The sequence below is a fragment of the Clostridium lamae genome (genome assembly GCF_033043255.1).
In the GTDB taxonomy this organism is placed as follows: Bacteria; Bacillota; Clostridia; order Clostridiales; family Clostridiaceae; genus Clostridium; species Clostridium lamae.
Genome location: NZ_JASCQJ010000038.1, coordinates 21,814 through 36,603 on the forward strand (window position 1 = coordinate 21,814; position 14,790 = coordinate 36,603).

At 28.9% G+C, this 14,790-nt stretch carries 12 protein-coding genes and 1 other annotated feature; of the genes, 8 read left to right on the forward strand and 4 right to left on the reverse strand.

Annotated features, from left to right (window positions below):
• Positions 1-336 precede the first annotated feature (336 nt).
• On the forward strand, positions 337-1,695 hold the full coding sequence (locus QK892_RS14680; protein WP_317274298.1) for a dicarboxylate/amino acid:cation symporter: 1,359 nt from the start codon (positions 337-339) through the stop codon (positions 1,693-1,695).
• Between the two features lie 148 nt (positions 1,696-1,843).
• Here QK892_RS14680 and asnB read toward each other — a convergent pair whose 3' ends face one another.
• Both asnB and QK892_RS14690 read right to left on the reverse strand, forming a co-directional pair.
• Entirely contained in the window at positions 1,844-3,433 is a 1,590-nt protein-coding gene (gene asnB, locus QK892_RS14685; RefSeq protein ID WP_317274299.1) for an asparagine synthase B, read from the reverse strand.
• A gap of 45 nt (positions 3,434-3,478) precedes the next feature.
• Positions 3,479-3,724 (reverse strand) — a binding site (T-box leader).
• A 170-nt stretch (positions 3,725-3,894) separates the two neighbouring features.
• Positions 3,895-4,524 (reverse strand): hypothetical protein, encoded by a 630-nt coding sequence (locus QK892_RS14690; RefSeq protein ID WP_317274300.1) that lies wholly within the window; start codon positions 4,522-4,524, stop codon positions 3,895-3,897.
• Positions 4,525-4,887: 363 nt separating this feature from the next.
• On the opposite strand from QK892_RS14690, the gene QK892_RS14695 reads away from it, so the two are divergent.
• The 7 genes from QK892_RS14695 to QK892_RS14725 all read left to right on the forward strand — a co-directional run bounded on the left by QK892_RS14695 (position 4,888) and on the right by QK892_RS14725 (position 13,180).
• Positions 4,888-5,451, forward strand: a complete 564-nt coding sequence (locus QK892_RS14695) for a nitroreductase family protein (protein WP_317274301.1) — start codon at positions 4,888-4,890, stop codon at positions 5,449-5,451.
• Positions 5,452-5,750: 299 nt separating this feature from the next.
• On the forward strand, positions 5,751-7,670 hold the full coding sequence (locus QK892_RS14700) for an OPT family oligopeptide transporter (protein ID WP_317274302.1): 1,920 nt from the start codon (positions 5,751-5,753) through the stop codon (positions 7,668-7,670).
• A 321-nt stretch (positions 7,671-7,991) separates the two neighbouring features.
• A complete protein-coding gene (tkt, locus tag QK892_RS14705) occupies positions 7,992-9,962 on the forward strand; it encodes a transketolase (RefSeq protein ID WP_317274303.1) in 1,971 nt (656 codons plus the stop codon).
• 232 nt (positions 9,963-10,194) lie between these two features.
• Positions 10,195-11,022, forward strand: coding sequence for an alpha/beta hydrolase (locus QK892_RS14710; protein WP_317274304.1), 828 nt, complete (start codon positions 10,195-10,197; stop codon positions 11,020-11,022).
• Positions 11,023-11,155: 133 nt separating this feature from the next.
• On the forward strand, positions 11,156-12,040 hold the full coding sequence (locus QK892_RS14715; RefSeq protein ID WP_317274305.1) for a Cof-type HAD-IIB family hydrolase: 885 nt from the start codon (positions 11,156-11,158) through the stop codon (positions 12,038-12,040).
• A gap of 117 nt (positions 12,041-12,157) precedes the next feature.
• The gene (locus QK892_RS14720) at positions 12,158-12,430 is read left to right on the forward strand and encodes a hypothetical protein (protein WP_317274306.1); all 273 of its coding nucleotides are present in this window, start codon (positions 12,158-12,160) and stop codon (positions 12,428-12,430) included.
• An 87-nt stretch (positions 12,431-12,517) separates the two neighbouring features.
• Positions 12,518-13,180: an HAD family hydrolase gene (locus tag QK892_RS14725; RefSeq protein ID WP_317274307.1), complete on the forward strand. Its 663-nt coding sequence runs from the start codon at positions 12,518-12,520 to the stop codon at positions 13,178-13,180.
• 57 nt (positions 13,181-13,237) lie between these two features.
• On the opposite strand, the gene QK892_RS14730 is transcribed toward QK892_RS14725, so the two are convergent.
• Both QK892_RS14730 and QK892_RS14735 read right to left on the reverse strand, forming a co-directional pair.
• The gene (locus QK892_RS14730; protein WP_317274308.1) at positions 13,238-13,984 is read right to left on the reverse strand and encodes an alpha/beta hydrolase; all 747 of its coding nucleotides are present in this window, start codon (positions 13,982-13,984) and stop codon (positions 13,238-13,240) included.
• Between the two features lie 209 nt (positions 13,985-14,193).
• Positions 14,194-14,610 (reverse strand): (deoxy)nucleoside triphosphate pyrophosphohydrolase, encoded by a 417-nt coding sequence (locus tag QK892_RS14735; RefSeq protein ID WP_317274309.1) that lies wholly within the window; start codon positions 14,608-14,610, stop codon positions 14,194-14,196.
• Between the last annotated feature and the right edge of the window lie 180 nt (positions 14,611-14,790).

Below are 14,790 nucleotides of genomic sequence, written 5' to 3' on the forward strand. Positions count from 1 at the left end.
TGAAAATAGTTATAAATAAGATTGACAAGCGTTATATTCAATGGTAATATAAGAAAAAATCCCTTTAAATTGATTCGAGAAATCAGCAAGGAAGTTATAGTATACTTATAAGTTTTGGCTTTTTTTTATGCAAATAAAATTATAAAAAGACCGATTAAAGAGTTATCATAGCCTTCCTTTCTAGGAAGGCTTTTATTTTTTAGAAAAAGTAGAAATTATAATTTATATAACTTAATAACATATTCTAAAAATAAAAATTAAAAATTAAGTATACTAGATTTTATGCAGTTGTTTATATCTCACAGATAGGGAAAAAGCTAGTTAGGAGAAGACAACATGAAAGTAAACAATAAGAAAGTAAAGAACAATAATAAAGTAGCAATAAAAATGACAATTGCGCTTATATTAGGAGTAGTAGTAGGGATAGGATGTCTATTACTAAGAGAAAGTTTAATTGCAAATGGAAATGCAGATATATGGACAAAAATAAATAGTATCTTATTCCAAGATATATCAGTAGATGGTGCAACAAGTGATTTAGGTATTTTTTATATTATAGGACAGCTATTTGTTAAATCACTTCAACTTATAATTGTACCAATGGTATTTACATCTATAGCATTAGCTATGTGTAAGATTAGTGATACTAAGAAACTTGGACGTATTTCATTTAAGACTATATCAGGATTTTTAATAACATCATTTTTTGCATTGCTATTAGCTGGAATAGTAGGTTTTACAATTAAGAACATCGGTTTATTCACAGCTAATGTAGATAATGTTGCAGCACAAGTTGGAGTTGCAAGCTCTAGCAACCCATTACTTGTAATATTAAATGTAATACCAAGTAATATTATTTCTGTTTTCTCAGGAAATAGTGAAGTTCTTGCAGTAGTATTTATAGCTGTAGCAACAGGATTATGCATTAATTATTTAAATGATAAGGTAAAAGTGCTAAAGACATTGTTAGAAGAGGTTAACTCAATTATTACTGTATTTTTATCATTTGTAATTACTAAGTTTGGACCAATTGGGATATTTGTACTTTTAACTAGAACTTTTGCAATATACGGAATAGAGAATTTAAAACCAGCCTTAGTATATGTAGTAGTTACAGTAATTACTTTATTAATATTCTTAATATTTGGATATGCAATATTTATAGCTATAGGTGCTAGACTTAATCCAATAAAATTTGTAAAGAAAATAGGAAAAGTTGCTTTATTTGGATTCTCAACTTCATCTTCAGCAGCAACACTACCTTTAAATACGAAGACTACAACTGAAGAATTAGGTGTTGATAAAGATATATCATCATTTATACTACCACTTGGAATGACTGTAAATATGAATGGTACAGCAATAATGCAAGTTATAGCAACAATATTTATAGCATCAGTAGCAGGTTATAACGTAACAGTAGGTAATATAGTGGTTATTGCATTAATAGCGTTAATATCATCAGTTGGTACTCCAGCTACACCAGGAGCAGGAGCAATAATACTTTTCACAGTATTAACAGGTATGGGATATAATAATGATGCAGCAATACTTGCTTACTCATTAATTCTTGCAATAAATAGACCTATTGAAATGCTTGTAACTTCATTAAATGTAGTAGGAGATGCAGCAACAAGTGTTGTAGTTGCAAAATCTGAAGGAATGTTAAATGAAGAAGTTTATAATGCAAATTAAAAGATTTTATATATAAATGTTAATGGAGCTGTCCCAAAATTCATATTAAATTCTGGGACAGCTCCAAATTATGAAATTATATTGATTTAAAAAACTCCTTAAGGAGTTTTCACCTCCATTTTACATTTTACATTATTCATTTTACATTTTATTTGCCACTATCTCCATAGTTTGATAATACTCTTGCACTAGGATCATTTACATTACAGCCTTCCCAAGACTTATTTGGCATCCAGAAATTTGCTATCATTTCTGCTTGGTTTGTATAATATTCTTCAAATATTTCTCTATATAATAAAGACTCCTTTGTAAATGGTTTTGAGTGGTAATCATATTTTTTAGATAAGATTTCAAAATCTTTATCAGAATATTTTTCTTCTGCATATTCCTTTAAGTAATCCACCATAGAATGTCCTACAGCATCACTAAAGGCTGCTTTTTCACGATATAAAATATTTTCTGGAAGATAATCTCCTTCAAAGGCACGTCTTAAAATATATTTTCCCATGTTATATTTATTTAATTTCTTTTCTGGATCAATAGACATAACATATTTTACAAAGTCTAAATCTCCAAAAGGAACTCTTGCTTCTAGAGAGTTTGAGCTTATACAACGGTCTGCACGAAGAACATCATACATATAGAGCTCGTTTATTCTTTTCTTAGATTCATTTTGAAATTCTTCTGCATTTGGAGCAAAATCAGTATATTTATATCCAAATAACTCATCAGAAATCTCACCGGTTAATAGTACTTTAACATCAGTATTTTCATGTATCTTTTTACAAAGTAAATACATTCCCATACTTGCTCTTATTGTTGTTATATCATAAGTTCCAAGAATTTTTATAACTTCTTCTAAAGAGTTAAGAACCTCTTCTTTTGTCATATAGAATTCTGTATGATTACTACCTATATAATCTGCAACTTCTTTAGCATATTTTAAATCAATAGCATCCTCTGTCATACCTATGCAAAAAGTTTTTATTGGTTTTTCAGGATGTAATTTTTGTGCAACGGCACATACTAACGAACTATCTAAGCCACCACTTAATAAGAAACCTACTGGAGCATCAGCATCCATACGTTTTTCTATTCCAGATATTAATTTATCATGGACTTTTTGAAATATAACTTCTAATTTATCTTTGCAATAGTCTCCATCAATTTCAGTAATATCACAGTAACATGTGAATTTACCATTAGCATAGTAATAGCCTGGAGGAAATGGCATAATTTTATCTGTAAGACCTACTAAGTTTTTCGCTTCACTTGAAAAAAGTATTTTGCCAGATTTAGAATATCCATAAAACAATGGACGGATTCCGATTGGATCTCTAGCTGCAACGTAAGTATCGTTTTCCCCATCATAGATAATAGTTGCAAATTCAGCATCTAACTTTGAAAACATATCTAATCCATATTCATAATACATTGGAAGTAGTATTTCGCAGTCACTATCAGATATAAAGGTATAGCCCTTTTTCATTAATTTTTTCCTAATTTCACGGAACCCATAAATTTCTCCATTACAGATAACAGCATCTTTCTTATTTGTGAATGGTTGCATTCCACTAGTGCTTAAATCCATAATAGAAAGTCTTTGAAATCCAAACACCCCAGATGGCAGAGCTAGTATCTTTGTCATATCTGGCCCTCTAGATTCAGTCCTTTTTAAAGCCTCTTCAATTTTTTCCATTTCAATGTCTTTTCCTGCGTAACACATAATTGTACACATATTAATAGCCCCCTTAAATATAAAAAATAGCATCAATCGTCTTAATAATAGGACGAATTGATGCTTATCCGCGGTACCACCTAAATTACCATAAAAGGTCTCTTCCCAGCCACTACTGGTATCCATATAACGCATGGAATACGGCGCCCCTAATTTATCTTTTAACATAAAAAGATATTTCAGTTTGCAGCTACTGAGTGTTATTCAAAAAAGGCCTTCCACTGGGTTTACACTATCTCCAGCTCACTGTTGGTGGTTACTTTTTTTACTTGTCTCTATCTTTGCTTTTAATTAATTGTATTTATTCTAAGTTTTTTATATTAATTTGTCAATAAATTTTTAGAAAATTTATAATATTATAATTGCAATCACAAGTATCCATATAACTAAAGGCTTTATAAAACTATATGATTAAGTAAAGTGGGGAGATGTTGAATAACATCTCCAAATTATTATTTACTCTAATTCATACCATCCCTAGTACAATTATATTGGAAAGGGGGTTGAGTTTGAAGGTAAAATCCATTTCTAACTTGTGAAATCCAATTTTGAAAAATTTCTAACCAAGCATTACTAGTAAAGAAATCTGATAAAGGTAAATTGGAATTCCATTCTAATAATAAAAATGGTCCTATTCCATAAGACCATATTCCAGTTTGTTCTATAGTAGATTCTCTAATTAAAAGCATAGGAAGACCAAATTGAAAAGCCATAGCAGGCTCTATTTGGGCAAAAGGACTTCCTTCCCAAGTAGTTAGTTCAAGAGGTTGTCCTAAATTGTTTTGTAATACATTAACTTCTCTTTGAGCTAGGTTAAGTGCTATAAAACCATAGCTTGAAAGTATCATTCTTCTTATATTAGTTAATGGTGGTTCAGGGTATTGTTCAGTAACAGGTAATGTTCTTGGAAATAATAGAGCTGTACGAATTTCTTTAATTATATTCTCAACAAATTCACTTTGCTTTGTGTTTAATCTACTTGGATGGCTAAGGAAAACTGGAATTCTATATAGAAGATTTGAACATTCTTTCATTAGATCAGTATGGTTTGATGATATACAACTATAGTCAAGATTTGTTTTATTACTCATATAAATATTTTCATCTCCATATTTATTATTTGTTTCAACTTAAAAATATCTGCATTACAGTATATTACATAAGTGATAAAATTGTTAATTAATTTTTCATATTCTAGAATAAAAATATAGTTAGTAATTTACTGCACTTTTTTGATATAAGATAAAGAATACTGTGGAAAACCCTTTCACTATATTGACAATATAAATATGAAAGTAGTAAAATAACAATAATGATAATCATTATCATTTAATGCTTTTTGTTTGTCGTTTTAAAATTTATAACTAATGATAAATATATTTGTATTATATAGATTTTAAATGAATATTAAGCTGATTTTATGGTGTGAAAAATAAATGGAGGGATTTATTAGTATGACTACAAAATATCCAATGTCACAATTGATTAGAGAGAGAAGAACAGTAAAAAAATTTAAAAAAGATAGTATATCTATAGAATTATTAAGTGAGTTACTTGAAATAGCTAGCTGGGCTCCAAATCATAAGTTAAGAGAACCATGGAGATTTATTATTTATCATAATGAAGGAGCAGAAGTATTAGCTAATTTAATTTTTGATGTAGCATCAAAAGGACCAAAAATGAAGAAAAGTCCTGAAGAATTGAAAAATTATTTTGCATCTATACCAGCACATATACTTGTTGTAATGCCTGAAGATCCACAGCCTTTCGTTAGAGAGGAAGATTATGCAGCTACATGTGCATTAATTCAGAATTTCCAACTTGCAGCTTGGGAAAGAGTGGTCGGTGTATTTTGGAAGACAGATTCTTATTTAACTCTACCAGAATTTAGAGAAGGTGTTGGTGTTGAACCAGGAGAAAAAATAGCAGCTATTCTCCATATTGGCTATCCAGATATAGTCCCAAAACCTCGAAAAAGAACTGAAATAGATAAAAAAATAACTGTAATTGAAAGCTGATGAAAAGAAGCAGTAGGAAAATTTAGTTTCACACTAATATTTCTACTGCTTTTGAACATTTCAGACTTCACCCAAATATATCGTATTATGACATTTATTTTTATCAGAAATATTAAATATTTTCATTTTAATCATAATTCGACTAATTTCAAGATATGATAAAATAATGAAAAGGATTACTATATAATATTATTTGATTTATTAAAGGAATATTTTTAAAAAGTATATAAAATGGTTATTTTATATAATATAATGGTTATACTAATTATAATAAAATAAATAAAATAAGGAGAATTAGTATGAATAAAAAGTTGCCAAAAGAAGCTTATGGTGGGGTCCATGGGAAAGAATATGTTCCGTATATTACGGATAAGTCAAGAAAAGGAACAAACATATCTGTTACAATAATCGGTATTGTATTATCAGCTATTTTTGCTGCATCTACTGCTTATTCAGGTATGAAATCAGGATTAACTGTTGCAGCGGGTATCCCAGGTGCAATAATAGGATCAATGTTAATAGGAATATTTGCTCGTAGCAAAGGAATTCTAGGCAAAAACATAACACAAGGTATGTCTAGTGGGGGAGAATCCATAGCAAGTGGTATGATTTTTGTTTTACCTGCAATTATACTAATTGGAAATAATATTACTTTTATGGAAGGTTTAGTAGTAGGTGTGGGAGGAGTTCTATTTGGTATAGGAGCTATGTCACTAGTTTATAACTATTTGATAGTAGAAGAACATGGTAATCTTATGTATCCAGAGTCATTAGCAATATCTGAAACTCTTGTAGCATCTGAAGGAAACGGAGAAGCTATAAAATTCATGGGAATTGGATTTGCAATAAGTGGTATTATAAATGTTTTAACTGGATCATTTTTAAATATAATAAATAATACTATTACTTATGTAGGAAGTAAATTTTATAAGTGGAAGTTCTCTGTTGAGGTAAATCCACTTTTACTAGGAATAGGATTTATAGTTGGATTAGAAGTATCACTAACTATGTTTGCAGGTTCAATATTAGCTAATTTTGGGATTGCACCATTAATAGGATATTTCACAGACTTAGCTGATAAAAATATTGTATCATGGAATAATGCATCAGTATTCCTTAATCAAATGGATGTAAATGCAATATCAGGAAGCTATGTTAAGTATATAGGTGCAGGAATGATGTTATGTGGTGGAGTAATAGGTGCCCTTAAGCTTATTCCAACAATAATTGTTTCTGTGAAAGAAACATTAAAATCAAAATCTAGTTCAGATAATACTTCAGATAAGAGTTCTGCAGAGATAATTGTACTTTTAGTTGGTATTATTGTTGCATTTATTTCAGCATTTTTAATTTCAGAAAGCATTAAAATGGCAATAATTGCTGTGATTGTCGCTTTGATATTATCTTTATTATTTGTTATAGTATCTGGACGTTTAACAGGAACAATAGGAACTTCAAACCTTCCAGTATCAGGTATGACAATAGCATCATTAGTTATTTTAACATTAGTATTTGTTGTTATGGGATGGACATCTCAAGCAGATAATAAATCATTACTTTTATTTGCATCATTTATGGTTGTAGCAATTTCAGCAGCAGGTGGATATAGTCAATCACAAAAGGTAACCTATTTAATAGGTGGAAGTAGAAAAGAAATGCTAAGTACCTTTACTATATCAAGTATAGTAGGTGTAATTGTGGTTACAGGAACTATAATGTTACTTTCAAACCAACTAGCAGTTACAGGAGCAGATGCACAATTTGCACTTCCTCAAGCAAACTTAATGGCTACTTTAACTTCAGGTATAATGTCTGGAGATTTACCTTGGCCAATGATTTTAGTTGGTGTAGTTATGGCTTTATTTTTATTCATGGCAAACTTACCAATAATGACTGTAGCAATTGGATTTTATTTACCTATATCAACAACATCAATTATACTTGTTGGAGCATTAATTCGTGTATTAGTTGAAAAGATGAGTAATAGTGATAAGGAAAAAGAAGCTAGAGTTTCTAATGGAATAAGCTTGTCTTCAGGACTTGTTGCAGGTGGATCAATAATAGGGTTAATTGGTATAATACTACAAGTGACAGGAATTATAACTCCTATGACACCAAATGGATTTGCAGCTAGTAATAGTATGGGTATAATATTATTGCTAATTTTAGCTATAGCAACAGCAATTCCTATTATAAAGTCTAAAGTTAATACCCACTAATAAAGATATTAAAAAAGCTGTACAAATAAGGTATAGTGTGATTATGTAAATAAAATAGCATCTACATTAATGTAGGTGCTATTTTTTTATCTAAAATAGTCACAACAGAAATACATTTTTCTTGCTTAAACAACATATTGGATTGGATAATTTATAGTAGTCTGAATAGCAGGTATTTTTATTGTTAAGTTTAAGAAGAGTGTAATTAATATTGATAAGAAATAGAATTAATTTGATAAAAATTATTATATACATACAAAATGAATAAAAATAGTGATAGAATTATAAATGAAGAGAATATTAGATAAGGGAGGAGCAGGTATGGACTTAGATAGAAAAGTTGTTAATACCATTAGAGGATTATGTGCTGATACAGTTCAAAAGGCTAATTCTGGACATCCGGGTTTACCTTTAGGAGCAGCACCAATGACATATGCATTATGGTCAAAAGTAATGAATTGTACACCAAAAGACGTTAATTGGGTAAATCGTGACAGATTTATTCTTTCAGGGGGACATGGATCTAGCCTATTATATAGTATGCTTCATTTATTCGGTTTTGGAGTAACTATTGATGATTTAAAAGGGTTTAGGCAATTAGACTCTAAAACGCCTGGACATCCAGAATATGGACATACTGTTGGAATAGAAGCTACAACTGGTCCTTTAGGAGCAGGTATGGCAATGTCAGTAGGTATGGCGATGGCAGAAAAACATCTTTCAGCAGTATTTAATAAAGAAGGATATCCAGTAATAGACCACTATACATATGTATTAGGTGGAGATGGATGTATGATGGAGGGGATCTCATCAGAAGCCTTTTCATTAGCAGGAACACTTAAACTAGACAAGTTAATTGTGTTTTATGATTCAAATAATATATCTATTGAAGGAAATACAGATATTGCATTTACTGAAGATGTAAAAATGAGAATGAAAGCTTTTGGGTTTAATGTATTTAAGGTAGAAGATGGAGATAATCTTGAAGAGATTTTAAGTGTAATTAATGAGGCTAAGAAGTCAGTTGGAAAACCATCATTTATCGAAGTAAAAACTAAGATAGGTAAGGGATGTCCAGCAAAAGAAGGAAAAGCAAGTGCTCATGGAGAACCTCTTGGAGCAGATAATGTAATAGAATTAAAGAAAAATCTAGGTTTAGCTGAAGATAAAGATTTCTATGTTGATGAAGAAGTTTATAAACATATATCATCTGAACAAGAAAGAGCTAACAAAGTATATGAAGCTTGGAATAATATGTTTGAAAATTATCTTGTGAAGTTCCCAGAAATGAAGGAATTATGGGATAAATATTTTAATGTTGATTATGCAAAAGTATTAGATGAAAGTTCTGAATATTGGCAATATGATAAGAAAGCTAATGCTACAAGGAACTTATCTGGAATTGCAATGAATAAAATTAAAGATTTATTTCCTAACTTTATGGGAGGAGCTGCAGATTTAGCACCATCAACTAAAACATATTTAAATGGCGCTGGAGATTTTAGTAGCGATAATTATAGTGGTAGAAATATACATTATGGAGTTCGTGAGCTAGCTATGGCTGCTATGGGAAATGGAATCATGTTACATGGTGGTTTGAAGACGTTTGTATCAACATTCTTCGTATTTAGTGATTATGTTAAGCCAATGGCAAGATTATCAGCTCTTATGAAGTTACCATTAATATATGTATTAACTCATGATAGCATTGGAGTTGGAGAAGATGGACCAACCCATGAACCAGTTGAACAATTAACAATGCTTAGAGCAATGCCTAACTTTAATGTATTTAGACCATGTGATGCAACAGAGACTAATATAGCTTGGTATATGGCTATGACATCAAAAGAAACACCTACAGCTTTAGTTTTATCAAGACAAAATCTTCCTGACATAGAAGGTTCAAATAAAGAAGCTATGAAGGGTGGATATATAATAGATGACTCTAATGGTGAACCAGAAATTATATTAATGGCTTCTGGATCTGAAGTGGCTTTAGCTATTGAAGCGAAGAAGAAATTAGGAAGTGATAAAATTAGGGTAGTAAGTATGCCTTGTATGGACTTATTCAAAGAGCAAGATTCAGAATATAAAGAAAAAGTTCTACCAAGAAGCGTGACTAAGAGAGTTGCTATAGAAGCAGGCTCAGGATTAAGTTGGGGAGAGTTTGTTGGATTTGATGGTAAATATATAACTATGGATACGTTTGGAGCATCAGCTCCAGCTGATTTATTATTTGAAAAGTTTGGATTTAGTGTTGAAAATGTAATTAAAGTTATTAACGAATTATAAAGTTGAATCAGAATAGATCAATAAGCACATAAATTTTTTTGAATTAAAGCTTAGGAATTTATGTGCTTTTGTATATATAAGGTTATGAATAACATATATTTGTATAATGTTACGAAAATAAATGTATAATAAAAATATACATTTTATAAGGATATACAAAGAAAGTTAATAAATATGGTTATCATAAAATTAATATAGAGTCGTAAATTAATTAGGAAGAGGAGAAAATATAATGATATGTGAAAAGATAAATATCTGTGATATAAATAATAATTTAAAAGATAGTAGTGCTTATATTAATGTTTATATTCCAGATAATAGTGAAGAAATAAATATAAATAAAAAAAGAACAACTATAGTAATATGTCCTGGTGGTGGGTATGTAGGAACTTCTGATAGAGAAGCTGAACCAGTAGCTTTTAGGTTTCTTTCAGAAGGCTTTAATGTAATAATACTAAGATATAGTGTTGCTCCTAATAGATTTCCATCTGCAATATTAGAACTTTCAGCTACTATGAATTATGTTCATGAAATGAGTGAAACATGGAATGTAGATAATAATAAGATTATAGTTTGTGGATTTTCAGCAGGAGGGCACTTGGTAGGAAGTCTTGGAGTTTTATGGAACAAAGATTTTATATCAGAGGCTTTAAAAATAAAGAAAAGCAATATTAAACCTAATGGAATGATATTAGGCTATCCAGTTATTACAAGTGGAGAATTTGCACATAAAGGTTCCTTCGAAAATTTATTAGGAGAAGAATCAAGTAAAGAAGAAAGAGAAAAACTTTCTCTAGAAAAATTAGTATCTAAGGATACACCACAAACTTTTTTATGGCATACATTTGATGATGGAGCTGTACCAGTAGAAAATTCATTATTATTTGCTAATTCTTTAAATGAAAATAAAATACCTTTTGAGCTTCATATATATCCAAGTGGCGTACATGGATTAAGTCTTTGCGATGAAACTTCTGCAAATAAAAATGATCTTAATCATATAAATACACATGTAGAATCTTGGTTTAAATTAGCTATAAAGTGGATTGATTCAATTTAATAGTAATTCAGTAACTATAGAGTTTAGTTACTGAATTTTTTTGCATTTGGAAAGAGTTTACTTCTATTTATATAATAAGTGTAGTAAGATTTAAGATATAATAGAAGGTCAAATAATTAGGAGGTAAAGTAATATGATAAAACTAATAGCATCGGATATGGATGGAACATTATTAAATAGTAATCATGATATTGATAAGGAAACTGTAGATGCCATTAGAGAAGCAGAAGAGGCAGGTATAATATTTGCAATTTCTACTGGAAGAGAATATGATAGTGTAAAGGAAGTGTTAGATAAGCATGATATTAAGGCACAGTGTATTCTTTCTAATGGAGCTGAGTATAGAGACGAGGAAGGGAATATATTAGATATTATTAATATAGATTTAGAAATTGCTAGAAGAATAATAGATATTTTAGTTGAAAATAAGGTTTCACCAAGAATTTTCACTAACAAAGGTGTATTTACTACTTCTACAAGAAAAAAGGCCTTAGAAGAGGTAACATATAGGACTATGAGTTTCAATTCTGACTTGACAGAAAATGAAGCAAGAAAAATATCAGAAAATCTAAGCTTTTTTACAGTTTTAAAGTACATAGATAATTTAGATGAATTCTTCACTGACGACATAGAGATAAGAAAGTTTGTTGCTTTCAATAATGATATAGAATTAATAGATAAAATGAAAAGAGAGATTAGTAAAATAGAAGGGTTAGCTGTATCTTCTTCTTTTAGAGATAATATAGAAATAACAGATATAAATGCTCAAAAGGGTATAATTTTAGAACAAGTTGCAACAAAATTATCCATAGCGAGGGAAGAAGTTATGATATTAGGTGATAGTTTTAATGACTATTCTATGTTTGAAATATTTGAAGAAACTGTTGCGATGGAAAATGCAATCCCAGAAGTTAAAGCAATTGCAAAATACATAACAGATTCTAATGATAATTTAGGTGTTGCCAAAGCTATACGCAATGTTTTAAATAATGAAATGAGTAAAATGATTAAAGAATAAACGATTAAAAACTTCTTTTATAGTTTTGAGTTAGCTATAAAAGAAGTTTTTATTTTTTAGTATAATATGAAACTAATCTAGTAAACAATATATTTATATAGTTAAGTGAGGTGTAAGATGAATAATAATTATGATTATTTTTTTAAATGGTTAAAAAATGCAACTAAAGAAGAAAGACATATTTCTGAAATGGAGTCGTTTGCTAAAAAGCATCCTATAATATTTATGAAGTTTCATACTTTATCTAAGGGGATAGTAGGTTATGAAGAAAATGATAAAGAGTATATAGAAGCTAAAGAAAAAATAATTGATTTAATAAAAGAAAATGAAGAAAAATTTAAAATTGTAACTGATGTAGTAAAGAATAAATTTAGTGGAAAGTATTTTTAGATTTTCAGAAGAAAGACGCTGATTTGTTGCATAAACTCCAGTTATGTAATATAACTATTCTTGTACATAGTTATATTGGAGGGTTATATGCAGCAAAATAATAGATTAAAAACAGTAATATTTGATATGGATGGGGTTTTATTTGATACAGAAAAAATTTATTTAGATGTTTGGACAAAAATCTTTAATAAGTATGGGTATAATATGACTAAGGAAATATATTGCAAGGTAATAGCAACTGGACGAGAAAATGTCAAAAAAGTATTTAAAGAAGAGTTCGGTCAAAAATTACCTATAGAAGAAATGTATAAAGAAAAAGATAAGGTCTTGGCTGAAGAACTAGAAAAGAAAATTCCTATAAAAAATGGAGCTAGTGAATTACTTAATTATTTAAGAAATAAAAAGTACAAGCTTGCATTAGCGACATCAGCATCGAGAGAAAGAATGGAAAAGCAATTAAAAGAATCTAATTTAAAAGAAATGTTTGATGAAGTCGTATGTAGGGATGATGTTAAAAAAACAAAGCCAGATCCTGAAATATTTATAAAAGCAGCTAATAAACTTAATGTTAAACCAGAAGAATGTATTGTAATAGAGGACTCATCTGCAGGAATCGAGGCCGCATACAAAGGGAATATGGCTCCAATTCATGTAATTGATTTGAAAGAGGCTGATGAAAAAATAAAAAAGTATAGTTACAAAAGATTCAATGATTTATATGAAATAAAAAAATATTTTGAAGAAGAATAGTATAACGATATAGATAAATAAAAAAAGAGGATTTCCATAATGATTGAGGAAATCCTTTTATATATTTGATTCTATGAAATTTACAAATGAATTTAATATTATTTTTCTTTCTTCATCGCAATAGTAAAAGTGTTTAGATTTTTTTAGAATATGTAATTCAATGTTATCATTATTATTTATATAATTTAAAGTACGATTACTAACAAATTCATCTTCATTAGATTGATAAATAATTAATAAAATATCTATTTTTGATATACGATTTTTCGTATTATTAGCTTCTTTAAACAACTCAATATATCTAGGAATCCAAGTTAAAAAAGTCAATATGTTTTTAGTAGTTATACTATATACTTTTTTAGCAGCGAGTGCAATTAGGTCATTTTTTCTAACTAAATTAAAGGCAACTTTAATACTATTTATAACACCAGTTAACTGCAGATGTATGCAAATGGGAATGGCTAATAGAAATAAACCTTTTATTTTTTTAGGATAGTTAAGAGATGCGTCAACTGCTAATAAAGCACCCATGGAATGGCCAACTATAAATATGTTTTCATAACTCATTTCTAAATCAACTATGATATTGTATATATAACTTTTCCATTCAGTCATATTGCTATTTCTAAAGTCTTTTCCACTGCCACCATGACCAGGCAATAATAGATTAACAACCGATATTTTATTATCTATTATTTCTATAAAATCATTAAATTGATTTGGGCCCTCTAGTATTCCATGAATAAATACAACTACGGTTCTAGAATTATTAACATGACTTATGTATTCTTTATGTGATTTCATAGACTCCTCCTACAGATGAAAAGTGATAAATGTTAGAAAATTTATTTTTTTGTTGGAGTAATATTAATGTGCATAATTACTCTTTGTTAAATATAGCATTTAAGATTTATATTTTAATTTTAGTAGAAAAAAACTTTACTATGCAAGGAATAAAAATCCAAACATTTATAAGAAAATTAAAAACCACCGTATCTTAAGGTGGTTTTTAATTAATTTGATATTGAATTCTTTTTATGTTTTAATATAAGTTTGTTCACGGTTGGAATAATAGTAGGATTCCAGTTCAAACTTGGTATGTACTCTATAGGTAGCCATAACAATTTAGTATATTCAGTAGGAGATAGATTGTCCCCTAAAAGAGTACATTTAGCTACCATTAAGTTTAATATGTAATCATCATATTCATATGTAGTTGCAGTAAATAGTGAATTAACTTTTATTCTACAACCTAGTTTTTTATTTATCTCTCTAATTATAGCTTTTTCAGGTGGTTCACCATCTTCAATTTTTCCACCAGGAAATTCCCAAAGACCAGAAAGAGACATATCTTTTGAACGTAAAGTGCAAAGAACTTCAGATTTATCATTTTCAATAATTGCATCTATAACTTTCACAATTTTTTTCACAATTATTCACCTCTAAAAATAATAATAGCATAGAAATTATAAAAAATATATACAAATTACACATTAAAGTTACTTGTAAAAATAGTATTTTTTATATAAAAGATTTGATAGTAGTAGTAGTTTTAAATTGAATAAAAAGAATATAGATATAGAAAACTATATCTAAGAAATAAACAAGTT

Coding starts and splice junctions, on each gene's coding strand:
- QK892_RS14680 (WP_317274298.1), top strand. CDS start 337: ATGAAAGTAAACAATAAGAAAGTAAAGAACAATAATAAAGTAGCAATA.
- asnB (WP_317274299.1), bottom strand. CDS start 3,433: ATGTGTACAATTATGTGTTACGCAGGAAAAGACATTGAAATGGAAAAA.
- QK892_RS14690 (WP_317274300.1), bottom strand. CDS start 4,524: ATGAGTAATAAAACAAATCTTGACTATAGTTGTATATCATCAAACCAT.
- QK892_RS14695 (WP_317274301.1), top strand. CDS start 4,888: ATGACTACAAAATATCCAATGTCACAATTGATTAGAGAGAGAAGAACA.
- QK892_RS14700 (WP_317274302.1), top strand. CDS start 5,751: ATGAATAAAAAGTTGCCAAAAGAAGCTTATGGTGGGGTCCATGGGAAA.
- tkt (WP_317274303.1), top strand. CDS start 7,992: ATGGACTTAGATAGAAAAGTTGTTAATACCATTAGAGGATTATGTGCT.
- QK892_RS14710 (WP_317274304.1), top strand. CDS start 10,195: ATGATATGTGAAAAGATAAATATCTGTGATATAAATAATAATTTAAAA.
- QK892_RS14715 (WP_317274305.1), top strand. CDS start 11,156: ATGATAAAACTAATAGCATCGGATATGGATGGAACATTATTAAATAGT.
- QK892_RS14720 (WP_317274306.1), top strand. CDS start 12,158: ATGAATAATAATTATGATTATTTTTTTAAATGGTTAAAAAATGCAACT.
- QK892_RS14725 (WP_317274307.1), top strand. CDS start 12,518: ATGCAGCAAAATAATAGATTAAAAACAGTAATATTTGATATGGATGGG.
- QK892_RS14730 (WP_317274308.1), bottom strand. CDS start 13,984: ATGAAATCACATAAAGAATACATAAGTCATGTTAATAATTCTAGAACC.